At 33.1% G+C, this 24,377-nt stretch carries 30 protein-coding genes and 1 pseudogene; 25 read left to right on the forward strand and 6 right to left on the reverse strand.

What is annotated here, in order from left to right; translation table 11 throughout:
- Positions 1–4: 4 nt before the first annotated feature.
- Genes hisA through hisIE form a run of 3 tightly spaced genes read left to right on the forward strand, consistent with a single transcriptional unit; the run spans position 5 to position 2,110 of the window.
- Positions 5–709 (forward strand): 1-(5-phosphoribosyl)-5-[(5-phosphoribosylamino)methylideneamino]imidazole-4-carboxamide isomerase, encoded by a 705-nt coding sequence (gene hisA / locus MHI39_RS11885; protein ID WP_259545275.1) that lies wholly within the window; start codon positions 5–7, stop codon positions 707–709.
- Positions 706–1,476: an imidazole glycerol phosphate synthase subunit HisF gene (hisF, locus tag MHI39_RS11890; RefSeq protein WP_259545276.1), complete on the forward strand. Its 771-nt coding sequence runs from the start codon at positions 706–708 to the stop codon at positions 1,474–1,476. Before hisA ends, hisF begins: the two co-directional genes overlap by 4 nt.
- Entirely contained in the window at positions 1,457–2,110 is a 654-nt protein-coding gene (gene hisIE, locus MHI39_RS11895) for a bifunctional phosphoribosyl-AMP cyclohydrolase/phosphoribosyl-ATP diphosphatase HisIE (RefSeq protein WP_280615504.1), read from the forward strand. Before hisF ends, hisIE begins: the two co-directional genes overlap by 20 nt.
- A 230-nt stretch (positions 2,111–2,340) precedes the next feature.
- On the opposite strand, the gene MHI39_RS11900 is transcribed toward hisIE, so the two are convergent.
- Entirely contained in the window at positions 2,341–3,102 is a 762-nt protein-coding gene (locus MHI39_RS11900; RefSeq protein ID WP_058004440.1) for a DUF1836 domain-containing protein, read from the reverse strand.
- Positions 3,103–3,348: 246 nt separating this feature from the next.
- Here MHI39_RS11900 and MHI39_RS11905 point away from each other — a divergent pair, with 246 nt between their 5' ends.
- From MHI39_RS11905 to MHI39_RS11975, 15 genes are all read left to right on the forward strand, one after another.
- Positions 3,349–3,783, forward strand: coding sequence for a hypothetical protein (locus tag MHI39_RS11905; RefSeq protein ID WP_058004441.1), 435 nt, complete (start codon positions 3,349–3,351; stop codon positions 3,781–3,783).
- 1 nt (position 3,784) lies between these two features.
- A complete protein-coding gene (locus tag MHI39_RS11910; protein WP_251337010.1) occupies positions 3,785–4,075 on the forward strand; it encodes a YxcD family protein in 291 nt (96 codons plus the stop codon).
- 253 nt (positions 4,076–4,328) lie between these two features.
- Complete coding sequence (locus tag MHI39_RS11915; protein ID WP_251337009.1) at positions 4,329–5,297, forward strand: multidrug resistance efflux transporter family protein; 969 nt, start codon at positions 4,329–4,331, stop codon at positions 5,295–5,297.
- An 84-nt stretch (positions 5,298–5,381) separates the two neighbouring features.
- Positions 5,382–5,627, forward strand: coding sequence for a sporulation protein (locus MHI39_RS11920; RefSeq protein ID WP_342541282.1), 246 nt, complete (start codon positions 5,382–5,384; stop codon positions 5,625–5,627).
- 54 nt (positions 5,628–5,681) lie between these two features.
- A complete protein-coding gene (locus MHI39_RS11925) occupies positions 5,682–5,873 on the forward strand; it encodes a YbxH family protein (protein WP_251337008.1) in 192 nt (63 codons plus the stop codon).
- Positions 5,874–6,042: 169 nt separating this feature from the next.
- Complete coding sequence (locus MHI39_RS11930; protein WP_342541283.1) at positions 6,043–6,951, forward strand: Gfo/Idh/MocA family oxidoreductase; 909 nt, start codon at positions 6,043–6,045, stop codon at positions 6,949–6,951.
- Between the two features lie 46 nt (positions 6,952–6,997).
- On the forward strand, positions 6,998–7,615 hold the full coding sequence (locus tag MHI39_RS11935; protein ID WP_251337006.1) for a CoA pyrophosphatase: 618 nt from the start codon (positions 6,998–7,000) through the stop codon (positions 7,613–7,615).
- 234 nt (positions 7,616–7,849) lie between these two features.
- On the forward strand, positions 7,850–8,773 hold the full coding sequence (locus MHI39_RS11940) for a metal ABC transporter substrate-binding protein (protein ID WP_280615500.1): 924 nt from the start codon (positions 7,850–7,852) through the stop codon (positions 8,771–8,773).
- A 120-nt stretch (positions 8,774–8,893) separates the two neighbouring features.
- Positions 8,894–9,601: a metal ABC transporter ATP-binding protein gene (locus MHI39_RS11945; protein ID WP_058004449.1), complete on the forward strand. Its 708-nt coding sequence runs from the start codon at positions 8,894–8,896 to the stop codon at positions 9,599–9,601.
- Positions 9,547–10,398 carry a metal ABC transporter permease gene (locus MHI39_RS11950; protein ID WP_058004450.1) on the forward strand — a complete coding sequence of 284 codons (852 nt, stop codon included), beginning with the start codon at positions 9,547–9,549 and terminating at the stop codon, positions 10,396–10,398. Before MHI39_RS11945 ends, MHI39_RS11950 begins: the two co-directional genes overlap by 55 nt.
- A 178-nt stretch (positions 10,399–10,576) precedes the next feature.
- Positions 10,577–11,530 (forward strand): ABC transporter substrate-binding protein, encoded by a 954-nt coding sequence (locus MHI39_RS11955; protein WP_342541284.1) that lies wholly within the window; start codon positions 10,577–10,579, stop codon positions 11,528–11,530.
- A 69-nt stretch (positions 11,531–11,599) separates the two neighbouring features.
- Complete coding sequence (locus MHI39_RS11960; protein WP_280615750.1) at positions 11,600–12,571, forward strand: iron ABC transporter permease; 972 nt, start codon at positions 11,600–11,602, stop codon at positions 12,569–12,571.
- Positions 12,558–13,364 (forward strand): ABC transporter ATP-binding protein, encoded by an 807-nt coding sequence (locus MHI39_RS11965; RefSeq protein ID WP_342541285.1) that lies wholly within the window; start codon positions 12,558–12,560, stop codon positions 13,362–13,364. The genes MHI39_RS11960 and MHI39_RS11965 overlap by 14 nt, the downstream gene beginning before the upstream one ends.
- Complete coding sequence (locus MHI39_RS11970) at positions 13,339–13,749, forward strand: ankyrin repeat domain-containing protein (RefSeq protein WP_342541286.1); 411 nt, start codon at positions 13,339–13,341, stop codon at positions 13,747–13,749. The genes MHI39_RS11965 and MHI39_RS11970 overlap by 26 nt, the downstream gene beginning before the upstream one ends.
- Entirely contained in the window at positions 13,746–14,078 is a 333-nt protein-coding gene (locus tag MHI39_RS11975) for an antibiotic biosynthesis monooxygenase (protein ID WP_342541287.1), read from the forward strand. The genes MHI39_RS11970 and MHI39_RS11975 overlap by 4 nt, the downstream gene beginning before the upstream one ends.
- A 107-nt stretch (positions 14,079–14,185) precedes the next feature.
- On the opposite strand, the pseudogene MHI39_RS11980 reads toward MHI39_RS11975, so the two are convergent.
- Positions 14,186–14,578: pseudogene (locus MHI39_RS11980) on the reverse strand (GNAT family N-acetyltransferase).
- A 960-nt stretch (positions 14,579–15,538) separates the two neighbouring features.
- Between MHI39_RS11980 and MHI39_RS11985 the strand changes: the two are divergent.
- Positions 15,539–16,345, forward strand: coding sequence for a GNAT family N-acetyltransferase (locus tag MHI39_RS11985; protein WP_342541288.1), 807 nt, complete (start codon positions 15,539–15,541; stop codon positions 16,343–16,345).
- A gap of 53 nt (positions 16,346–16,398) precedes the next feature.
- On the forward strand, positions 16,399–17,307 hold the full coding sequence (locus MHI39_RS11990) for a hypothetical protein (protein ID WP_278892360.1): 909 nt from the start codon (positions 16,399–16,401) through the stop codon (positions 17,305–17,307).
- 102 nt (positions 17,308–17,409) lie between these two features.
- Here MHI39_RS11990 and MHI39_RS11995 read toward each other — a convergent pair whose 3' ends face one another.
- Positions 17,410–18,225, reverse strand: coding sequence for an EcsC family protein (locus MHI39_RS11995; protein WP_058004457.1), 816 nt, complete (start codon positions 18,223–18,225; stop codon positions 17,410–17,412).
- 142 nt (positions 18,226–18,367) lie between these two features.
- Between MHI39_RS11995 and MHI39_RS12000 the strand changes: the two genes are divergently transcribed.
- On the forward strand, positions 18,368–19,258 hold the full coding sequence (locus tag MHI39_RS12000; RefSeq protein ID WP_278892362.1) for a superoxide dismutase: 891 nt from the start codon (positions 18,368–18,370) through the stop codon (positions 19,256–19,258).
- Between the two features lie 236 nt (positions 19,259–19,494).
- Here the strand turns inward: MHI39_RS12000 and MHI39_RS12005 are convergent, their stop codons facing one another.
- Entirely contained in the window at positions 19,495–20,250 is a 756-nt protein-coding gene (locus MHI39_RS12005; protein ID WP_058006799.1) for an AAA family ATPase, read from the reverse strand.
- A gap of 213 nt (positions 20,251–20,463) precedes the next feature.
- Here MHI39_RS12005 and MHI39_RS12010 point away from each other — a divergent pair, with 213 nt between their 5' ends.
- The 3 genes from MHI39_RS12010 to MHI39_RS12020 all read left to right on the forward strand — a co-directional run bounded on the left by MHI39_RS12010 (position 20,464) and on the right by MHI39_RS12020 (position 21,833).
- Positions 20,464–20,952 carry a DinB family protein gene (locus MHI39_RS12010; RefSeq protein WP_278892364.1) on the forward strand — a complete coding sequence of 163 codons (489 nt, stop codon included), beginning with the start codon at positions 20,464–20,466 and terminating at the stop codon, positions 20,950–20,952.
- A 43-nt stretch (positions 20,953–20,995) separates the two neighbouring features.
- Positions 20,996–21,418: a GNAT family N-acetyltransferase gene (locus tag MHI39_RS12015; protein WP_058006789.1), complete on the forward strand. Its 423-nt coding sequence runs from the start codon at positions 20,996–20,998 to the stop codon at positions 21,416–21,418.
- Between the two features lie 214 nt (positions 21,419–21,632).
- On the forward strand, positions 21,633–21,833 hold the full coding sequence (locus tag MHI39_RS12020; protein WP_058006790.1) for a cold-shock protein: 201 nt from the start codon (positions 21,633–21,635) through the stop codon (positions 21,831–21,833).
- A 234-nt stretch (positions 21,834–22,067) separates the two neighbouring features.
- Here the strand turns inward: MHI39_RS12020 and MHI39_RS12025 are convergent, their stop codons facing one another.
- Entirely contained in the window at positions 22,068–22,454 is a 387-nt protein-coding gene (locus MHI39_RS12025) for a hypothetical protein (protein ID WP_058006791.1), read from the reverse strand.
- Between the two features lie 490 nt (positions 22,455–22,944).
- Positions 22,945–23,409, reverse strand: coding sequence for a hypothetical protein (locus tag MHI39_RS12030; RefSeq protein WP_278892366.1), 465 nt, complete (start codon positions 23,407–23,409; stop codon positions 22,945–22,947).
- Positions 23,410–23,847: 438 nt separating this feature from the next.
- On the opposite strand from MHI39_RS12030, the gene MHI39_RS12035 reads away from it, so the two are divergent.
- Entirely contained in the window at positions 23,848–24,294 is a 447-nt protein-coding gene (locus tag MHI39_RS12035; protein WP_058006793.1) for a MarR family transcriptional regulator, read from the forward strand.
- Positions 24,295–24,377 lie beyond the last annotated feature (83 nt).

Genomic DNA, 24,377 nt, shown 5'->3' on the forward strand with positions numbered 1-24,377 from the left:
CAAGATGAGGATTATACCGGCGATTGATTTAATAAATGGAAAATGTGTACGGTTGTACCAAGGGGATTTTCGAAAAACCACTGAAGTGGCAAGTGATCCTCTTATACAAATTCAACAATTTATTGAGGATGGAGCTGAGCTTGTACATATTGTTGATCTTGATGGAGCAAGGCGGGGAACAAGTGTACAGTTTGAATTAATTAGGAAACTAGTAGAAATTTCGAGGATACCTATTCAGGTCGGTGGAGGTATTCGTGATCTAGAAACGATTGATAAATATATTTGTGCAGGGGTTGCAAGACTGGTGTTAGGGACAGCGGCAATTGAAAAACCAGGATTCTTACAGGAAGCATTAAAAAAATATCATCAGCACATTGTCATTGGCATCGATGCAAAAAATGGAAAAGTGGCTACGAGTGGATGGGAAAATATTTCAGAAGTCAATTATCTCGAATTTGCAAAAAAAATGGAGCAGCTTGGCGTAGAAACAATTATCTACACCGATATTTCAAAGGATGGAACAATGAGTGGACCTAATCTTTATCATCTAGAAAAAATCGTTAATCAAGTCGGTTGTAAAATTATTGCATCAGGAGGAATACGTCATTATGAGGACATTCTTTCTTTGTCAGGGATTGGGATAACTGATGCGATAGTTGGTAAAGCAATTTATGATGGAAAGGTATCTCTCCGGAGGGATCAGATATGATTGCCAAGAGAATTATTCCGTGTCTAGATGTTAAAAATGGATCTGTCGTAAAAGGAATCAATTTTAAATCTTTAAGGAAGCTCGGTGATCCTGTGGATTTAGCAAAATTTTATTCTGAAAATGGTGCAGACGAGCTAGTTTTTTTGGATATTTCCGCAACAAATGATGGCAGGAGAACAATGATTGATGTGGTGAAAAAAACCGCAGAACAAGTGTTTGTTCCTTTTACTGTCGGTGGTGGAGTAAGAACGATTGCTGATGTAACTGAACTGCTAAGGGCGGGAGCGGATAAGATAGGAATTAATTCTGCAGCTGTTGCTAATCCGCAATTAATAAAAGATGCATCAGATCGCTTCGGTTCTCAATGTGTAGTGGTAGCAATAGATGCAAAACGATTTCCTGACGGTACATGGCATGTGATGACACATGGAGGAAAAAAAGATACAGGATTAAATGCGATCGAATGGGCGAAGGAAGTGGAACGTTTAGGTGCTGGAGAAATTCTGTTAACAAGTGTTGATTGTGATGGAGTGAAAGATGGTTTCGACATTCCATTAACAAAAACAATAGTTGATAGTGTAAATATACCAATCATTGCATCAGGTGGTTGTGGGAAGCCTCACCATTTTCTTGACGTTTTTGCTGAAACCAATGTTTCCGCAGGATTAGCAGCATCGATCTTTCACGACGGTGAATGTACGATTCAAGAAGTAAAAGAGGTTTGTAAAGAAAATGGGGTGAATATTCGTGATGTTCGATTTTTCTAAAGGATTAATTCCTGCAATTATTGTTGATATACATTCAAAAGATGTCTTAATGCTTGCTTATATGAATGAGGAAGCATATCAAAAAACTGTGGAAACGAAGGAAACATGGTTCTATTCTCGCAGTCGCCAATCACTTTGGAATAAGGGGGCGACTTCTGGGAATAGACAGAAGGTGCATTCTATTCAATTTGATTGTGATGAGGATACATTGCTTATTTATGTTGAACCATCTGGACCTGCCTGTCATACAGGAAAGACTTCTTGTTTTTATCGTACGGTTCCGGGATTTTCTGAGCCAAATGAAAAGGTGACAGATATCTTCAATGAGATGATGACAGAAATCAACGATCGGAAAGTAAATGCTCTGGAAAATTCATATACCAACTATTTGCTTAGTAAAGGTATCGATAAAATAGGAAAAAAAGTGATAGAAGAAGCTGGAGAGGTCATTATAGCTGCTAAAAATGACGATCCTAAAGAAATGATTAGTGAATGCAGTGATTTATTTTATCATATTTTCGTCTTGATGGCAGAGAAAAACATTTCACTTTCTGAAATTGAAGAAGAATTAAAAAATAGATTCGCAAAAAAGGGAAATAGTAAAGGAGACCGTAAAGAAATTAATAACTGGTAATAGTAAACAGACCTGAGACTATGTCGGGTCTGTTTTTTTATAGCTTATTTTTTATAAACACTAATCATTTGAACCGAAACTTCTTAATTTATATAATCCATTCAAGACACATATTATCTAAAAAACTATATAAGTGCATGAATATAATAAAAAATTATTAAAATTACTTTTCGAATGTCTTAATGGATTAAAAAAACTAAGTTTCTAAACAAACTTAGTGCTGAAAGTGATCAAGAATTTTGGTTCGTAAAATCTTGCAAAAATAAGGTTGCCGATAGGTACTTGCGAGCATACATTTGGAAATATGCTGTGAAAACAGATAGAGTAGCAATAACAATTGTATTCCTAATAGCTTCTCGGTGTTTATCCGAAAGATGAGAATACTCATCCACCAATTGGTTAGCAGTTGATTCAATCATGTTTTCAATATCTTGGATTGTATGGCTTGTTTGATTATGATATTGCTGATTAATTTGATCAAAAATAGTAGAGTAAGCTGCATATAAATGAACGGGATTTATTAAATCATCATTTTCATTTTCCGGATCATTTACGACTAATTTTAATAATTTACGAATCGATTCAAAATCTAGTGCTGTTTTCAAATCTTCAACTAGAAATAATAATGCAGTTTGTTCCAAAGAATATTTTTTCCCTTTCTGAGGGGAAGAAATCATTTCTTTAATATCTCTTTTTACCCAATTTTGAACAGCAGTAGTCGTAAAGTTAGTATTCTCTATTTGATTTCCAAGGGCAACAATCTCATTTAATGAAAATGCAATTTCTGTTTTATCATATTTAATCACTTTTTCAAATATAGGTGCTAAAACTGTTGTAATAAATGCATTTAATGGTTTTTGTTCATCTACTGTGATATGGTTTGAACGAATCCAAGCTTCTTGGAGAATCGTTATCGGCCGATTGTTATTCCATCCTTTAAGAGATAATAATAGCTCAGCCATTTCTTTTCTAGTTAATTGAAAGGTAAGCACCATTCCACCTCCATAAAACAAGGTTCTTATGAACTTATGTTATGATTAGTAATATGAAATGTCAAACTACTATTTAAAAAAAATTCAAATCCACTATTGAATTTCTACTAGAAGACGTTAAAAATCTTTTGATATTTTTGACTTTTTAGTGTCTAATATAAAAAAATCTTGATTTTTTCTTCAAAAGTTCATATAATAGGTTCATAGGAACTCGTAAAAACTTTAACTAAAAAAGGAGAATCATAAGTGAGAAAAAAACTAATTATGTTTTTAACTGCATTTACATTAATATTTAGTGTCACAAGTATTGGTTTTGTTCATGATGCTGATGCTAAAGGCTATCGTTCAGGAAAACGATCATATAGTCCTTCACAATCAACACCTTTTTCAACGAATAAGAATACAAACACAAATAGATTCCAGCAAGAAAAGAAAAATAATACGTTTTCAAACTCAAAATCTGTTACCAATAAAACCAATAAAGGCGGATTTATGAAAGGTATGCTTCTTGGTGGATTAGGTGGATTATTAATTGGTAACCTATTTGGAGGAATGGGAATGGGTGCTTTTGGATCCATCCTAGCAGGATTTGTAAATGTCATCATTCTTATTGGAGTGATTATGGTTATTGTACGAATTTTCAGCTTCTTCAAGCGGAATAAAACAAGAAGGTATAACTAATATGGAAAAGACAGCGATATACGAACAAGATATCATCAATGCGATATGTATATATATTGCGGATAAAAATTATATTCAACCAGAAGAGGTTTCTGTTGAATTAGTTTTCGATGATGATACTGGATTTGGTGCAGAGGTTGAATTAAATGATCGTTTACATCAGCTAAATGAAGTGAAATTGATTGAAGCACTTCGTCACTGGCTTGATACGGAACATGGAGTAGACCCTATGGCTGTAGCATTAGAATTAGAAATAAATGATGAAGAAGGCATTATCGCATATGTTAGTTGAGCAGAAATAATTATTTAATGCGTTTAAATCTTCATATTAAAAAATCTAGAGGAAAAACTCCTCTAGATTTTTTTTGTCTAAACGAATATTCTTGTAATATAGATTTTTGTAAAAGAGCACTTTTCTTAATTTTGTTAATAATCTAGTCAGTTAAACTGATCAATAACATGAAGTACAGGTGTAGATAGGTGTAGATATCTTCGTATTCTCTAGACACATACATCATGGATAGATTCAACTAAGGAGGTAGGTTATGAAAGCAATTATATTAGGGATTGGTGCAGCTTTCTTTTTTGCCATAACTTTTGTACTAAATCGTTCAATGGAACTTTCTGGTGGCAGTTGGCTATGGAGTGCATCATTACGCTATTTTTTCATGATTCCATTTTTATTGATGATTGTTTTATGGAGAAAAAATCTTAAAGATTTACTAAGAGAAATGAAAAAGCATCCTGTTCAATGGTTATTATGGAGCTGTGTTGGGTTTGGATTATTTTATGGTCCCTTATGTTTTTCATCCGCGTATGGTCCTGGTTGGCTTGTTGCTGGAACATGGCAAATCACAATCATTTCAGGCTCACTACTTGTCCCATTTTTCTCAGAAGTGATCCAAACATCCAATGGTCCTGTAAAGGTGAAAGGGAAAATCCCTTTTAAAGGATTAATGATGTCCTTAATTATTTTAATTGGTGTATTTTGTATGCAATTTAATCAAGGGGAGGACATATCTCTAAAGAGTACATTATTGGTTGTGCTTCCTGTTCTGATTGCTTCTTTCGCCTATCCACTGGGTAATCGAAAGATGATGCAAATATGTGAAGGAAGATTAGATCCATTTCAAAGGGTATTAGGAATGACAATTGCGAGTCTTCCTTTTTGGATCATCCTATCTGTTTATGCTCTTGAAACAGTCGGAACTCCTAGTGTAAACCAGATGAATCAGTCATTAATTGTTGCTATTTCTTCAGGAGTTATTGCAACTGTCCTTTTTTTTAAAGCGACTGATCTTGTTAAAGATGATGTTTCTCAACTAGCAGCTGTGGAAGCAACCCAGTCTGTTGAAATATTATTTGCCTTAATTGGAGAAATTATTATTTTACATGCAGCATTTCCATCGATGTTTGCCTTATTTGGTATTTTTCTTGTTATTATAGGAATGATTCTACATAGTTATATTTCACGTCCAAAAGATGTAATTATAAATGAAGAAATTGGTGCTTAATTAAGAAAAATTGGTATGCATGATTTATGAATTTTTAACCGAATTTATATGATAGAGGTATATTCTAATTTGAGGTGAAAATAATTGGATACAACTTTAGCCTACTTAAGAGAATCATTATCAAACCATGTAAATCGGTCAACGGGTCAAAGGATTTATAAAAAATTACAAAATCATTATAAAAACGAAGAAGAATTTGTAAGAGAATTAGATGAGGAAGAAATTTCTTTTTTGAACTCAATTTTAAAAGATGAAATTTCTTATGCACAGAATGAAAAGGATGAGAAGAGAGTACATCAGCTAAATGAAGTTTATGAATTACTTATCTAAAGTTTGATCATCATTTAAAATGGCAAGCAACTGAAATAAAGGGGATGTCAAGCTATGGGTGCAATTGAAAGAAATGGCTATATATTTGAACCTGAATATAGCGTTATCAGTCAAGATGGGGCAATACATGTATATAAGGAAGGAAAATTTGTTGAAGAAATTAAATTCGAATTCCAAGGTAAATTCCCTGAACATAATCAAATTGAAGAATTGGTGAATCACTACTGTACACAGTTCCATCAGTGATGAATTTAATATACTGTAATTTTATTATGTAAACCAAAGTCATATTTTATAAAACAGACTATAAATTGTAGTCTGTTTTTCATTTTACACTGGAGTCTGGAGTTTATTCATTACTGGATACGTGCTAATATTTAATATAGAAGAATATAAATACAATGAGGTGAAAATCATGTTGAAAATTGGAATCATCGGACTTGGGGATATAGCCAATAAAGCCTATTTACCCGTATTAGCTAGTCTTGAAAATATCGAAATCCATCTTTATACAAGAAATCAAATCAAGTTAAAAAATATTCAAGAAAAATATCGTTTTAAAAAGAGCCATGAATCCCTATCATCTTTAATAACTAGCGGAATTACAGGAGCTTTTGTTCATAGTGCGACAGAATCCCATGAAGAAATTATCGAAAAACTTCTTGAAAATAATATTCATGTTTATGTGGATAAACCAATTACATATAATCTTGAATCAACGGAAAAATTACTTAGATTAGCAGAAAAAAATAAATTAATCTTAACGGCAGGTTTTAACCGAAGATTTGCACCTTCCTATCAAAATTTAAAAGAGCTTTCCAATCCTAACATGATTATTATGCAAAAAAATCGCCAAAACCTCCCTGAAGATAATAGGAAATTTATTTTTGATGACTTTATCCATGTTGCAGATACATTACTATATATGTTTCCTTATCCAATTGAGGATATTGTCATTAATGGCAGAAAACAAAATCAGCTTCTATACCATGTAGTTATTCAATTGATTTCAAAATATGGTACGGCAATAGGGATAATGAATCGTGATAGTGGAACAAATGAAGAGAAACTTGAAATCATGAATTCAGAAGAAAAAAGAGTAGTGACCAATGTGGCAGATTTAATCATTCGGAAAGATAGAAATGAAACAAGAATTGGATATAGTGATTGGGAGCAGACCCTGTACAAACGTGGATTTGAACAAGCAGTAGCAGATTTTATTCACGCAATTGAATATAATCATGCTCCATACATTACTAAAGAAGAGCTCGTCAAAACTCATGAGTTATGTGAAATGATTGTAAATAAGATTGCAGAAATTTAATTAGTTGTAATGGATTTTTTGAACATGGAAGAAGGGAGGGTCTAAGTTGTTAGAGAAATATTTAAATCGAATTCCAAAAATAATTGGGGAAATAAATTATAGTAAGTACGCTATTTTTTTACCTATTATTAAGAAAAAAGAAGATTATCATATTTTATTCGAGGTCCGTGCCTACCATATGAGAAGGCAGCCAGGAGAAGTTTGTTTTCCTGGAGGTAGAGTCGATAAAACAGATAGAGATTCCAAAATGACAGCCCTTCGTGAAACAAGGGAAGAACTTGGCGTAGATTCAGGAAATATCGAACAAATATTTCCATTAGATTTTGTTGTGTCACCATTTGGTACCATTATTTATCCATATGCAGGAATAATAAAAGACGAGGTAGAAATTATTCCTAACCCAGAGGAAGTAGCAGAAACATTTACAGTTCCTTTATCTTTTTTTATGGAAACAGAGCCGGAATATTATAAGGTACATTTTCATGCAGAACCTGAAAAAGACTTTCCTTTCCATTCAATTTACGGTGGGGAAAAATATAAATGGCAAATTAGACATATGGATGAGCTGTTCTATTTTTATGGAGGTTATACTATTTGGGGATTAACAGCAAATATATTAAAAAATTTTATTGAAATAATAAATAATGAATCTAGCGAAAGATAATATATCCATCTAAAGTTGAAATTAATGTCGGTGAAAGGAAAAATAAAATACTTGCAAATAAGAATGATTCCGTATTATTATTAGAGAGGATATTTTGTTTTTCTTTTTTCCTTTGAATTGTAAATCGGAATGATTTTGTTTTAAAAAAAGAAAAGATAAAAGAATAGTATACTTATATTTTAATTGTACATGATAAATCGTAATTATGTCGATTCATAGAAACGAGGTACGTATATGCAAAAAAGACATTATATGATCAGTCTAATAGTGGTTATCTCCACTTTATTCATTGTCAGTGGCTGTTCAAGTAAATCTACCGTAAAAGATGAGAACAATGGAAAATTGCAAATTGTAACTACTTTTTATCCGATGTATGAATTTACAAAGAATATTGCTAAGGATAAAGCGAATGTCGAACTTTTAATTCCATCTAATATTGAACCACATGATTGGGAGCCATCACCGAAAGATGTTGGCCGTATTCAAAATGCAGATCTATTTGTCTATAACAGTCAATATTTCGAAACTTGGGTCCCGGCCATTCAAAAAAGTGTAGGTAATGAGAAACTTTCTTTTGTTGAGGCTAGTAACAAGATCCATTTAGCTGGAAAATCATCGGATGATCATCATGAAAATGTTGATCCACATGTTTGGTTAAGCCCGGTATTAGCGCAGAAAGAAGTTAAAGCTATAACAAGTGCAATAATAAAAGCTGATCCTAAAAATAAAGAATATTATCAAAAAAATAGTGATCAGTACATTGAAAAATTATCAAAATTAGATCGAGACTACCGAACAGCCTTAAAAGATGCAAAGAAAAAGGAAATTATCACACAGCATTCTGCATTTGGTTATTTGACAAAGGAATATGGACTTAAGCAAGTTCCTATTGCCGGTTTATCTCCTTCTCAAGAACCAAGTCCGTCTAAATTAAGTGAGCTAAAACAATTTGCTGAAGAGCATCAAGTTAAAATCATTTATTTTGAGGAACTTACATCCCCAAAAGTTGCTGAGACATTAGCGAATGAAATTGGTGCAAAAACCGAAGTATTAAGTACACTAGAAGGTTTAAGTAAGGATGAACAGGAAAAGGGTTCAAATTATATTACGGAAATGCAAAAGAATCTAGATGCGATTAAAAAGTCTGTAATTGATTAGAATGTTAATCATACTCGTTTCTTATTATTACTTTGCAATCTACTATTGAGGCAAAACAAAAGCGTGTGCAATGTTCAAACGCACGCTTTTTGTCTTTAATTAGAGAAAGGACTGGTACATGTGAAATTAGCATCATTACACAATATTGTATTTGGATATACTCATACCCCTGCATTAAATGGGGTTTCTTTTGAATTAAATAGTGGAGAGTTTGTTGGAATTACTGGTCCTAATGGTGCTTCTAAGTCAACGATGTTGAAGATTATGCTTGGTTTATTAAAGCCATGGGAAGGTGAAGTGATCATTAGTAAGAAAAATGCTCAAGGAAAACGTCTTACGATTGGATATGTACCCCAACAAATTGCATCCTTCAATGTTGGTTTCCCAAGTACAGTAATTGAACTTGTTCGTTCCGGTAGATATCCAAAAGGAAAATGGTTCAGGCGATTAAATGAAACTGATGAGTTAAATGTAAAAAATGCACTTGAAATGGTTGGTATGTGGGAATTTCGAAACCATAAAATTGGCGCATTATCAGGTGGGCAAAAGCAAAAAATTTGTATTGCTCGTACATTGGCATCTGAACCAGATCTATTAGTCTTAGATGAGCCAACAACAGGGATGGATTTTGAAAGCCGAAAAGGTTTTTATGAGTTTATGAGTCACCAAGTAAAAAAGCATAATCGCACAGTCATCATGGTTACACATGATCAGGATGAGGTTGAGGATTATCTTGATAAAATCATCCACTTAGAGAAAGGGGAGCAAGGCGGATGGAAATGTTTAACCTTGAATTCATGCAACGGGCGTTTTGGGCTGGTGGACTAATCGGTATTATCGCCCCGCTTTTAGGAGTTTTTCTTGTTTTAAGAAGGCAAGCATTAATGGCAGATACATTATCCCACATTTCATTAGCAGGGGTTGCGATTGGATTTTTTATTCATACAAATGTAACGTTTTCAACGATTGTTGTAGTCATCATTGGCGCGGTTGGGATTGAATATATGAGAAGGGCTTATCATACGTATTCAGAGGTGTCGATTGCTATTTTAATGGCTGCAGGTTTGAGCTTTGCATTATTTTTAATGAGTATAACTGATGGTGGAATGACTACTAATATTGATCAGTTCTTGTTTGGATCAATTGTAACTATTAGTAGTTCACAGGTTTATACAATGGTTGGTGTTACAATCGTTATTTTACTATATTTCTTTATCCTTCGAAGGCCTTTATATTTAATGACTTTTGATGAGGATACCGCATTTACAAGTGGCATTAATACGAAACTTTTATCCTTGTCATTTAGTATTATTACCGGCTTGGCTATTTCAGTGATCATTCCAACGATTGGTGTATTACTTGTTTCAGCTTTACTAGTTCTACCTGCTGCCTTTGCCATTCGGTTAACGAAAGGATTTAAAATGGTGTTTGCAACAGCAATGATTATAGCATTGTTTAGTATTTTTTCAGGTCTAATTACAAGTTATCAATTAGGAACTCCACCAGGAGCTACCATCACGCTATTATTAGTAGTCATTTTATTGGTTGGCTTTTCTGTTCAAAAACTAATCCTTCATTTCGCTAGAAGTTTGAAGAGGAAAAAGCATAAGCAATTATATAATTAATTGAATAAAGCTATCCCATTCATGTTTGAGTGAATGGGATAGCTTTTTTTGGTTTAGATAAGGAGGTATGAGCTATATTTTTGAAAATTCCTTAAACATAATTGACAATGAGAATCGTTCTCGATATACTTCAACTAACGAGAATGATTCTCATTATTAATTAAGGAGAGGTTGGAATTTGAGGAAATATACATACATTTTATTCAGTTTAGTTTTATTAGTGGCGCTTACTGCATGTGATAATGGGAAAAAGGAGGCATCAGGAGACCAAATTAAAAATAAAAGTGTCGAAGAGATCTCAATCAAAGTGACGGATGCATCTGGACAAAGTCTTTCATTTGACAAGGTTCCGGATTCAATTGCTACATTAAGCTCCGGCGATTTAGATATTTTATTATCATTAGGAGCCAATGTGACTGGACGTCCAACGGTAAGTGGTGAAGTTGCTAAAGATTTGAAAACAATTTCCGAAATTGGAAATCCACATCAACCTAATTTTGAGAAAATTGCCGAAATTCACCCCTCGGTATTGATTGCTGGTATGAGTTTCAAGCAACATGCAGCAAATATTGAGAAACAAGGTACGAAAGTAATCTTCACGGAGGCAAACTCAATTGATGATATTCAAAATTCGATCCGGTTATACGGAACGTTATTACAAAAGGAGACTGAGGCAGAAAAGGTAAATCAAAGAATTTCTAAACGTGTAGAAGGAATGAAAGCGGAAGAAGCCAGTCCAGTTAAGGCATTATTAGTATATGGTGCACCAGGTACATATTTAGCTGCGCTTCCTAATTCTTTATCCGGCGATTTACTAGAAAAAGCAGGTGGCGAAAACATTGCTGCAGATTTTCCAAAAGAAGATTCCTATCCACAATATGCTAGTTTAAGTGTCGAAAAGATTATTGAAAGAAATCCTCAAGTGGTTATGCTGATTACTCATGGTGATCCAAACGCAGTAAAAGATGCTTTTGAAAAGGAAATGAAGAAGAATGCAGCATGGAAAAATCTAGATGCAGTAAAAAATGGCAATGTTGTTGTTCTTCCATCAAATCTATTTGGCACAAATCCAGGCACGAAAGTAGTAGAAGCTCTTGAAGTTATGAAAGAAAGCTTAAGTAAGGTGAAGTAATTGGAAGCGATAGCAGATGACATAAAAACAGTAAAGAATACTCATCCTTTTATTAGGAAACGTATATTTGTGATAGTTTTATTCTCTTTTTTGTTGCTTATATCCTGTGTAGTGTGTTTGATGATTGGAACAGTGACTTTTTCACTTGGAGAGATCTGGAGTGGACTATTTCATTCTGAAGACTCCCTTGCTAGACGCATTGTTTGGGATATACGCTTGCCTCGTATTTTTATTGGCATGATTGTTGGAATGTGTCTCGCTGCATCCGGAGCGATCTTACAAGGGGTCATGAAAAATCCTTTAGCTGATCCTGGGATTATCGGTGTATCTTCTGGGGCGGGTCTCGCAGCAACATTAATTATGATTTTATTTCCAGCATACATTAATTTTTTACCACTTGCTGCATTTTTAGGTGCACTAATAACTGCCATGGTTATTTACGGGATGTCATGGAAAGGAGGGACATCACCTGTCAAAATTGTATTAGTTGGGGTTGCGATCAATGCCATAATCGGAGCCTGCTCTAGTGCATTAATGCTGATATATAGCGATCGTGTTCAATCTGTACTATCTTGGCTTGCTGGAGGGATTTCCGGTGTTGGCTGGGTTCAATTTAACATGATAATCTATTACGCATTAGCGGCATTAATTATTTCTATCTTTTCCATTAGACATATTCGAATCTTACGGCTCGGGGATGAAGTGGCGACATTGCTCGGTCATCATGTGGAGAAAAGTAGATTCTTCCTCATCCTACTTAGCACGCTTCTTGCAGGCATTGCTGTAAGTGTTGCTGGGTTAATAGGTTTTGTTGGCCTTGTCATTCCACATATTTTGCGAATGATTATTGGTGGTGATTATCGTTATTTATTACCGGCTTCAGCTCTTGGAGGAGCTATACTAGTTGTCATTGCTGATACAGTTGCCCGTAGTGCATTTAATCCGATTGAGTTACCTGTAGGACTATTATTATCATTCTTAGGGGGACCGTTTTTCTTATATTTGATTCATAGACGGAGGGATTCTTTTGCTTCTTACTAAGGATGTTTCGTATGAATATTCTTCTTCTTTTCAGTTAGAAGGGATTGATATAGAAATTAAAAAAGGAGAGATTGTTAGTTTAATAGGACCAAATGGTTCAGGAAAATCAACACTTCTTCGAATAATTTCACGTCTCATACGTCCGAAAGGCGGGGAGGTGATCCTCGATGGAACTAGTATACAAAGGATGCATAGTATTGATATCGCTAAAAAGCTTGCAATGTTACCGCAAATGCATGATCATCAACTTGATTTGACTGTAAGTGAGCTAGTTGAGTTTGGGCGATATCCACATCAACGAAAATATAACAAATTAACAAGTGAAGATAAAAAAATCATTGAATGGGCTATAAATGTAACTAGGCTTTCTCAATATAGGAATCGTATGCTACATTCCCTTTCTGGTGGTGAAAGACAAAGAGCATGGATTGCCATGGCAATTGCTCAACGACCCAACATTCTATTATTAGATGAACCGACAACTTATCTCGATATCTCTCATCAGCTTGAGGTGATGGAACTGATTCATTCTCTTAATATTAGCCTAGGGATGACTGTGGTAATGGTCCTGCATGATATTAATCAGGCAGCAAGATACAGTGATCGTTTAATCGTCATTAAAGATGGATCTGTGTATTTTGATGGTAGACCACAACAAGTTTTATGCAAAGAAATGTTTCAAACTATTTTTGAGATAGATGCTGAAATTGATAGTAAAGAAGGTAAGCCATTTTTTACCCCAATTCGCTCAAGAAAGGAAGGAACAGATGAAAAAAGAGCCTTTGAATATTGAAATAGTAAGGGAATTCATTATAGCTACACATGGAAATTTTGAAGAGGTAAAAAGACTTGTTTCAAAAGAACCTGATCTTATTCATTCTGTGTATAATTGGGGAGGTGATGATTGGGAAAGTGGACTGGGAGCAGCAGCCCATACAGGAAATAAGGAAATCGCCGTGTGGTTATTAGAAAACGGAGCAAGAATGGACATTTTTGCTGCTGCAATGCTTGGTCACTTGAACATAGTGAAAGAAATACTCAATGTTTATCCAGATGTGATTCATTCAAAAGGACCACATGGAATCCCTCTTATTCGTCATGCCCAAATAGGAGGGGAATGTGCTTTACCAGTATATGAATATTTAAAATCCATTGTTCCAGAGGTGTCAAATAAATGAAAAGGATGAAAGCAGTAAATACGATTAGATTACAAAAAGGAAAAGCAGATGAAATTCTTATTCGATTTGAAAAACCGAAAGCTGTCCATACATTTGAAGGATTTGTCTTTATGGAGGTGTTGAAGAAGGAGAATAGCTTAGATTATGATGAATTGAAAATCTGTACAACATGGGAAGATCAGAGTTTCTTTGAAAAATGGCTGAACAGTAGAGAATCGACAAAATCCCATAGACAGTCAAAAGAAAAATCTTCAGTAGAGAGCCATATAATAAGCTCTCGTTTGACTACATTTGAGGTAGTATATCAACATCAACCAGGTTCACTATAATAATCTTGATAAAAAAGTCACTCCCCAAATCACAATTGGTCCTAATTGAAAATCTTACAAATAAAAACACTTGGGAAGGATACCTAAGTGTTTTTGCCTTTCTTAATTTATTTGAAATTTCCGGACTGCATTTCGTAATTTCTTACGATCATTCCGTTTGATTTTCTCATTCCAAACTTCTCATAATAAGGAACCAAGTCAACCATATAAATATCATCTAGTTCTTTTAATATTCTTTTGACTAACTCCTTACCAATCCCTATATTTTTTTATTCTGGCAACACTTCAAGTAACGGAATGTAGGCAGATAACACCCCGTCGCTAATAACTGTTATAAATCCTACTACTTGATTTGTATTATTATCTATAGCTATGACTACTTTACTGCTGTTTTTTAATAGTTTTAAATGTGTTTGTGGATTTGGAGGATTAAGCCAATCAACAAAAAAGCCATCCAACATGTCTGAAGAAACTTCATCAAGAGAATTTTTATATATCATCACTTTCAACTCCTAAATATTAAATTCTTTTTAGGCTGATGATATATCAAAAGTAAAGTAACAAAATCATGACCTCCAAACAATGCATGTGATTCTTTAAGTAATTCGACTCAAGCTGAAAAATTCCTTTTTTATGTACTTTTTAATTACTTTATACTTGAAGAGTTTACTTAATTAAACATATTAAGCATTTTGTTACCTTCCAGTTCTAAAAACTTAGATTTACTGAGGTCCCATCAAATTTGGAATAAAAACATTCATAAATAAAAAATAACCAATTGCACCAACAATTAACGAGACAAGGATTATGACAACAGGTAATTTTATAGCTTTCATTGTTTTCCTCCTTTTCTCAATTTTAACACAATCATATGCGTTGAGGAAAAATATTACAAAAATAATTTGCCGAACTATATGATAAACAAATCTGCTTTTTTAGGAATCCTTTGTGTTGGTTTTTTTGTATTTAACTATGTCGTGTATTGCTTTAAGTGCTATTACGAGTATGGACATTACAATCATCCAAACATCTCCACTAGAAATACGAATTAACACAGAAAAAACAATAACATAGCTCACCAGGTTGACAATTAAATTTGCAAATACTGATTTGAACATTACAATCATCGCCTTTTATTTATTACTAGATTATACGGTTGGTAAATATAAATATTTCATTCGCTAGGAAGTTTGGTGGATTGAAATAATGAAGGGCTAAAAAAATGATCTTTTTGTGGATGTTAACTAAATAAAATAGTAATGATGTTTTTTAAGGATGGTAAAAGTGACTAAAAAATTCATGGAGGATATGTTGTATTTTTTACCGACTTGGAAACTAGGAAGCTATTACTGAATTATCTATTTTACTAACTAAGCGTTTATTAGTATATTAAGTGTGTAGTTAGTGAAATTATGGTTAGCTCTAATAAAATCAATTAAGCAAAGAAGGGGCGCAAGGATATGACTCTTGTTGTAACAAATGAATTGGCAAAAGTATTAGAAGCAGCTGAAATAAATACACTTCATTCAAGATTAAATGCTATTCAAAAAATCCAATCAAATCCTATGGGGATTGAAGTCAAAATATTTGGTAATGCTACGGCTTTTTCAGCAAGGAATATTCCGGGCCCATCATTTAATACTGTAAAGGGTATAACAGATGAAGAGCAAAATGAAGTTGAAAATATCATTAATTATTATAAGCAAAAAGATATACCGGTTCGTTTAGAAATTACTCCAGCGCATGTATCCTCTAAGTTCTTAACCTATTTAGCTCGTATTGGGTTTTATCAAACTGATTTTCATGCAACTTTATTTGCCGATTTACAATCAATCACTGATCATGCAGGTTCTGAGATATTGATACGTGAATTAGAAAAGGATGAATTTCACTTATTCGCAGAAATTTATGCGAATGGATTCCAGCTTCCTGCATTTTTACAGGATGGAATCGCACAAAATAATCAAGTCCTACATAATAGGGATGGTTGGACCTTTTATCTTGCATCCTTCTCCGACCAACCAGCTGGTGTTGGTGTCATCTTTATTCAAGATTCAATTGCAACCCTTGCAGCAGCTGCAACTGAACCTAGTTATAGAAATAATGGAATTCATCAAGCCTTAATAAGTTCCCGGATTCAACTTGCGAAATTACAAGGTTGTAAAATGATTGTCGGACAAGCGAGGTTCGGCAGCATTAGCCAAAATAATATGGAACGAGCTGGGATGAAAATTGCTTATACAAAGACAATTTGGGTGCAAAAATAAATATAATGCTACATAGAATATTGATCAATAAGAATAGAAGGGGGGAGTATATATTGAAAAAAGCGCTCTCAATTTTTTTATTGTTTACCATACTTGTTTTATCAGCATGTTCGAATACTACAATTCAACAAAAATCTGAAAAGGATGGAAATGAGCCAACAGAAACAGAACTTTCCTGGTTGGAAATATTAGAAGTTAATTCGCAGGAGAATTATAGTGCTCAGAATTTTTTTGAAACGTATAGTCAATATATTGATCAGTTTACTTCAACTAAAGCAAAAAATATGGCTAATGAAATGTATAATAAGGTTGTACAACATTTAATAACTTCAAAGGATCATAAAAGACTATATTTCTTGTATACTGAAGGATTTATAAATCATAAGGAAGTATTGTCAAAAGACTTAGTTAAAAACGTAAATCAAATTGTTGCAGATGTGAAAAAAGAAGAAGATGCTAAGAAAGAAAAGATAAAAAGCATTTTATCAATCATCGATAATGGGAATTTTGATTCTTTACATTCCTATACAGATGATACGCTAGAGAAAGAAACTTTAGATAGTTTATTATCGTATGGATATGCCATTGAAGAATTACAAAAAAATGGAGAAACAAATCACTTCTTCGACTTACTTTTAAGTATTAACCCCATGTATCAAGGAGAAAAAAATAAAGAAATAGCAGCATTTGTTACAAAATATGTAGCATTAGATGAGTGGAAAGAAAAATATATAGTAAGAGTTAACAATAAAATTATGAATCAAGAATATAAAGCTGATCAAGTAAAAAATATCCCACTTGAGATTGGTATGTCAAAGCAGGAAGTAATTCATTCAGCTTGGGGAAAACCACGACAAATTAAGATATTCCCTACAGAACAAGGAGTATCAGAACAATGGGTGTACTCAGATATTAAGCATTTAACCTTTGATAATAATGAGTTAACAGGGTGGCAGGAATAAAGCCATTACCAAGTCATTTAAACAAAACCACTGATCATTTATTTTCAGTGGTTTTGCCATTGTTATTTTTTCTATGGAATATTTGACGAAGTTTTCATCTATCTAATTAAAATCTTTCATTTCTAATTGATGTAACCGTTCTTGAACCTTTCTTTTTTGATATAACATTTTTCCTACTTCTGCTACATCATTTATCATGGAGCGGTTAGAGATCGCTCCGAAGAGTATACCAGCAATGGGAACCATTTGAAATAGCTTTTTCCACCCAAATTGATCTCGGAACGTGTATACAACCTCCCGCCAGCCTTGTAATTGTGACATTACTTCATTAGAGCGTTCATCTTGATTATAATAGGCGGATAACTCTTTTAAAATGGCTTTTTTCCCTACAACATCTGAAGATGAGAATTGCAAGCATTTTAGAATAAATATTCGTTCGTCTTTATTATTTGGATTAAAACCGTGAACGATTGCGATTTCTTGTAATGTTTTTAATGACAAACCTAAAATTGCAGGAATATCGATCGCCAATGTAACGATTCCACCAATCCCCGTTGTTGCTCCTTGGAGTGTGGCTACCTTTGTCCGACGTTGAATAAGGTCATCACAAATGGTCCTCATTTCTTGTAAAGAAAGATGATCAATGTCCTCATAACTTTCGATTCTAACTTCACTCTCTTTTTCAATTAAGCGAAAAATTTGTTTTTCAGAGGTTAAATATTTGCCACCTGTTTGAATAAAACTTCCTAATTCATCTAAAAGAATGCCAATCTTATTATGGATAAAATGAGGGGTTAACTTGTCCAGTAGTTTAAATGGAAGTCTGCTGATTCGCTCCCAGATCCATAGGCCACTAGCAGATTTTTCCCATTTTTTAATTTTTTTGAGTTCTAGTTCTAGTTCTTCCCTTGATTCCATCTGTTATCTCACTTTCGCATTTTATTTATTATTATACTATATTTTCCAGACGGGTTTTACAACATACGTGACTACATTTTGGTATGTGTACATGTGAGCAACAATACAATAGAAATAGTGAGTGAGAGAGGAGATGAAGGGGATGGCCAATCAGGAAGAACTGAGAAGTTATTTGAATGATGTAAATTCATGGTTGGAAGAGGTATCAATTTTTATTGTAGATTTAAACAATGATACTGGGGAGGAGGATATTCAATTATTGATTAATGAAACGAAAGAACTAGTTAACAAGCAACTTGAAGACTCGAAAACAAATGAATCGAAAATTTTAATGATTCAACGCTCCGTAAGTGACATTAATCAATCATTAAAGCCCCTAGAAGCAAAACGAAACAGAATTCAAACAGCAATTCCAATTGGTAAACATATACTTCCTCCATTACCTTATGAGTATAATGCATTAGAGCCATATATAAGTGAAGAAATTATGAGACTTCATCATGATAAACATCATAAAAGTTATGTTGATGGGTTAAATAAGGCTGAAACGATGCTAGAGGAGGCACGTAACAAAAATAGATATGAATTAATCAAACATTGGGAGCGAGAAGCAGCGTTCCATGGATCAGGACATTATCTCCATACAATTTTTTGGGAAGTAATGAACCCCCACGGAGGAGGGATGCCGCAAGGTGAATTAGCAAAGCAAATTCGAAATGATTTTAGGAGTTATGATCTATTCAAAAAGCATTTTTCAGAGGCTGCTAAAAAAGTTGAAGGGGTTGGATGGTCCATATTAGTATGGTCACCACGTTCCCATCGCTTAGAAATTCTTCAAGCAGAAAGACATCAATTTCTAACCCAATGGGATACTATTCCACTCTTAGTCTTAGATGTGTGGGAACATGCCTATTATTTACAATACAAAAATAACCGGGATCAATACGTTGATGCATGGTGGAATATTGTTTATTGGAGAAATGTTGAAAAACGTTATGAAGAAGCAAAGAAGTTAAAATGGAAACCTTTTTAAGACTATTAAGCTAGTGTAAACTGCATACTATAACAAAGAGTATTTTAACCTTTGCAATATTCAGGATGGTATATTCGTTCACATGGAATATAAAAACAAGTAAATTTCTATACACTTGAACCACATGTAGATATAAATATATTTGCCCTATAAAGTGAATCAAATGGTAGAGTTGGTTATAGTGAATTGTAGATAAAATAATGATCAAGGGGGTGTCTGAAAGTCAGACATTCCCTTCATTCTTCATGTTGGAATAGGTGATGTAGTAATCTTTCTTTATCAGTAAAGAATTGTTTCATAATAGAATAATGGTTGGTTTCCTCTAAGGAAACTTCATTTATTCCTTCATCAGTTAACTCAATAATCTTTGAATCTGGATACGCCATAATAATTGGTGAGTGTGTGGCGATAACAAATTGTGATTGCTGATTCACAAGTTCATGAATTCTTGTTAGCATGGATAATTGTCTTAAAGGGGAAAGTGCTGCTTCAGGTTCATCCAGAATATATAGGCCATTCCCATTAAAGCGATTTAAAAACGTAGCAAAAAAGGATTCCCCATGTGATTGCTCATGTAAAGAAACACCTCCATAAGAATCAATTACTCGTGGTACAGATAATGATTCTTGATCCAACTGTTCAATATTGGAGGCAACATTATAAAATGTTTCTGCACGAAGAAAAAAACCATCTTCTGGGCGAAAAACCCCTTTGGCTAGTTTTATATACTGTTCCAATTCTGAATGGGAATCATAGGTGGAAAAATTAAAGTTAAAGGTTCCTCCTTCTGGATTAAATCCAATAGCAACGGCAATCGCTTCGAGTAAAGTAGATTTGCCCATTCCATTTTCTCCTACCAAATAAGTTACTTTCGGATGAAATTGAATCCTGTCTATTGATTTCAGAATGGGAAGATTGAATGGATAATAATTATAAGATGGAATTTCCTCCGTTTTTAATTCGAGGTGTTTAATATATGGTTGTTGTAAAATCGGTTCCAAAAAGAATCACCCACTATAAATTTAATGAATTCGATGATATGTTTTAGCATATCACAAATAAATGACGTCTTTTAGTGTTTTTAGAGGATTGTTGTAAAAATTAGTAAAAACCTATTTGTGAATTTTCATGCATATGATTTAAAAGAGGATTATTCATTGTAGTAGAGAATACATACATATATTTAAATGAATAGGAGTGTTTTTATGGAACGTAAAGAATTTTTACTAGAGCAAATGCGTGCCTGTCATAATGAAAGCGGCTGGTTTGCTTCACTAAATGATGCTTTAAATGGTCTAGATGATGCAGATGCTGTGAATAAAGATGCAGATAAAACAAATAGCATTAAAGAAATTATTCAGCATTTGTTGTTTTGGAATGAACTTTACTTAAAAAGATTTCAAGGGAAAATAGTAAATAAGGAAGATATTATGAATGATCAAACATTCATCTATAAAAATGATAGTGACTGGAAATCCATCCTTCAACAATTTAATGAAATTTTAAAGCAATGGGAAGAAGAGATTTCAAACTGTCATGAAACTAAGTTAGACAGCAGTCCACCACATGATTCTAATAGTACTTGGTGGGAAGTGTTATTAAACATCCCAATACATCATGCGTATCACATTGGTCAGATCGTTCATATACGTAAAAGCCAAGGCAATTGGGACACCATGAATGGTGTGAATTAGAACTGAATTTAAATGTTTTTTAGTTAAGAAGGAGAATGGGAGTATGATTTTAGAAATAAAAAATACGATAGATGATGTGAAATGGGAAGAGATCCGTGAGGTCTATCAATCTGTCGGTTGGAATAAACATACAATAGAAATTATACAAACGGTTTTTAGAAATAGTAATGAAGTTTGTATAATAATGACAGAAGGAAAGATTGTTGGAATTGGTCGAGCACTTTCAGATGGAGTGTTCAATGCAGCAATTTATGATATTGTTGTTCATCGAGACTTTCAAAAATTAGGAATAGCAAAAGAAATCATTCATTATTTTATCGAGCGTTTCAAGAATGTTTCGTGTGTCCACCTAATTTCTACTACTGGAAACGAAGGATTTTATGAAAAACTGGGATTCAAAAAAACGAAAACAGGTATGGCAAGGTATTTAAACTCTTCATTATCAAATGAATATTTAGTTGATTAATATATCAGGTAATTTTTTATGCTTGATATGAAAAAATGATTTAAAAATTGTTTTAGTAAAAACTTGCATTTTTTAATTTTATCTGTTATTCTAAATAAGAATTATTTTTGTTCGGTATGTAAGGAAAAGATAGTGTTTTTAACATATCGCCTGATATCACTTGAGCAAGGATAGTAATACATTGTGTGTATTGCACACTAGGAGGAAGATTTACATGACACAAGGTACAGTTAAATGGTTCAACAGCGAAAAAGGATTCGGCTTCATCGAAGTTGAAGGCGGAGACGATGTATTCGTTCATTTCTCAGCGATCCAAGGCGAAGGTTACAAAACACTTGAAGAAGGTCAAAAAGTAACTTTTGACGTTGAACAAGGTCAACGTGGAGCTCAAGCTGCTAACGTAGTAAAAGCTTAATTGTTGCATAAAAAAACAGACTCATTTTGAGTCTGTTTTTTGTTTTCAATTGTTTGATAAGTCATTTTCTAAAGCATTGTTAATATTAAATATAAGTAACTGAGAAAAAGCCACAAACTTCATGCGCACAAAAACCTTTATTCTGTTTGAAAGGCCGGAAATAGGGATATTACAGAAGAAACAAAAGTATGAAAACTGGCTATTTGATCAAACTTTTTCGATGACATTTTTTATTTACATAAATTGTTGAATCGTTTTTTTTAGATTATAATTTTTTATTTTAAGCACACCATAAACTTTGATTGAATTAATGGTCTTTAAGGCTAAATCCGTATCAATATCCTCTTCTAGAATAAGCATTCCGATTACTTTAATATCAAGTTTCACATTATTTTGTATAATTTCTTGAAGTGATTTCCGATTGTATCTGCATATTCCAATTACAAAGGATTTATTTACAATCATTTGGTTAACCTCATCGGAATGAGTTGTTAATTGATTTCGAATAGCCGTTTTAATGAAATCAGTACGATTTGAATAAAATCCTTGTTCGACTAATAAATCCACTTTTCCTAAATCCACAACATTCATATTTATAGTTATTTTTTCAGTTTCAGCCATCATACATCTCCTTTTTGTATTATTTGTCAATTTATAATATTATAAAAAATTAAAGGGACAGGGGGTCGGTTCTTTTGTCCCAGTGGGACGAAAGAACCGACCCCCTGTCCCTTTTAATGCAAAAGAGGGGAAATCATAAGTATATTTTACTTATGATTTCCCCTCAAAAAAAGGTAACAGTAAATGGTTTGTTTATTATACCATAGAAATATTATTTTTGATAAAAAATTTTATATTTCGAAAAAATACTTATTTCTTATTATGTATGGAAAAAATGACAAGATGGTATTAATGAATTGAATATTCTTTAAGAATCTTCTGTTTTGTTTAAGTAAAAAGGAGATAAAAGCTAGTACAAGGAACTCTTTACTAAAAATCCTGATTGGGTTACTTACATTAACCAGGGTTCTTTTTTATACAATTCTTATTTATACATTAAGCATTAACTTTTTTACAGCCATATATATATAGATTCTCATAAAGGTCATTTTCATGAAGTTTTTCTTTTAAGAGGATCAACAAATACTTTTTGATATAAGTAGTTTAGAATTGCTACGGCTACACTTAAAAGGAAAAGTTGTTTTCGGCTCATTTTTATCATCCTATATATACCTAGTCTCTCTGCTATTGTTGTTAAAGGATAAGCAAATAAGTAGTCTGCAAAAATATTACTCAATAAATACAACCAAAATCTCTTGTACGTCATTTTAAAGACCCAAAAATTTATGATAGTAAAAGGACCAAAAACAAAAGAGACATCTGTTGCTAATTTAGGGAAGATAGGATTTCTTACTTTCCACCATTTTAACTTTTGAGATAGCTCACTTATTAGTGCAATAATCAAGTCACTAAAAATTATAGTAGGGAGGAAGCGAAGAAAGGAATTTTTTCCGAGCTTTCCCACAGATAACCAAGGCAAAAACAGTATCAAATACATTTTCCATTTCCCTTTCATAAACAACCTCCTGAGTAAAGTTAAAAATACTATGCTGGACTACGAATTATTGGTATTTTTACCTAAAAAATCTTTAATATTCAAATTGTATTATTAGTGTAAAATGGATTGTAATTTTAATTGAGAAAGTATGTTATTGAAGCAAGTTTATAAATGAAGGAATTTATGAAATGTTGGCGAATTTAAAAATTGTATGAGTCCATTCTAATTGGATTATGAACCACCAAAACAACCAATTTCTGTTTATGCTTTAGTAAAGAACCAAGATGAGATTTTATTAATTCAGGACTCATTAAAGTATTGTTAGCGTATTAAGTATTAGAAGAACATAAGACTCGTGACTTTTATGAGTAACTGTACAACATTAAGACTGTTGAGGCTTTGTTGCGAAAGAAACAAAATCCGGGTATACTTTATATAAATCGGGAAGGTGCTATCATGGATAAAAGGCAGCAGTTAATGAGTGAACTTATGGATTTATGCAATGAAATAATCTGGCTTAATAAACCAGAACTAGAATCGGCTTTAGATGGCTATACATTGAGTGAGATAGAATTGATAGAAAATATCTCCCTAATCCCAAATGCAAACGTAACAAAACTTGCGGCGGCAAGCTATATGACTCGAGGTGCTATAAGTAAGCTCACCAAGAAGCTTATTGCGAAAAATATTATTGAGAGCTATCAAAATGCTGAAAATAAAAAAGAGATATATTTCCGATTAACAACGAATGGGCAAAAAATAAATAATGTCCATCAAGAATTACATCGGACGTTTCTCGAACGTGACAAAGAAGTATTTAATAACATGACTGATGACGATTTCAACACTATTTTTCGTTTCATTGGTCGATACAGGCAACATTTGAAAAATATCACTGTGTAAGTGGTATTTTTTTATTTTGTTTTATTGTTGACGAGGAAACAATAAAGAAGTAAACTAATTTTGTTAACGAGGAAACAATAACC

Origin of the sequence: Heyndrickxia sp. FSL K6-6286, assembly GCF_038630395.1 — a bacterium.
Classification (GTDB): domain Bacteria; phylum Bacillota; class Bacilli; order Bacillales; family Bacillaceae_C; genus Heyndrickxia; species Heyndrickxia oleronia.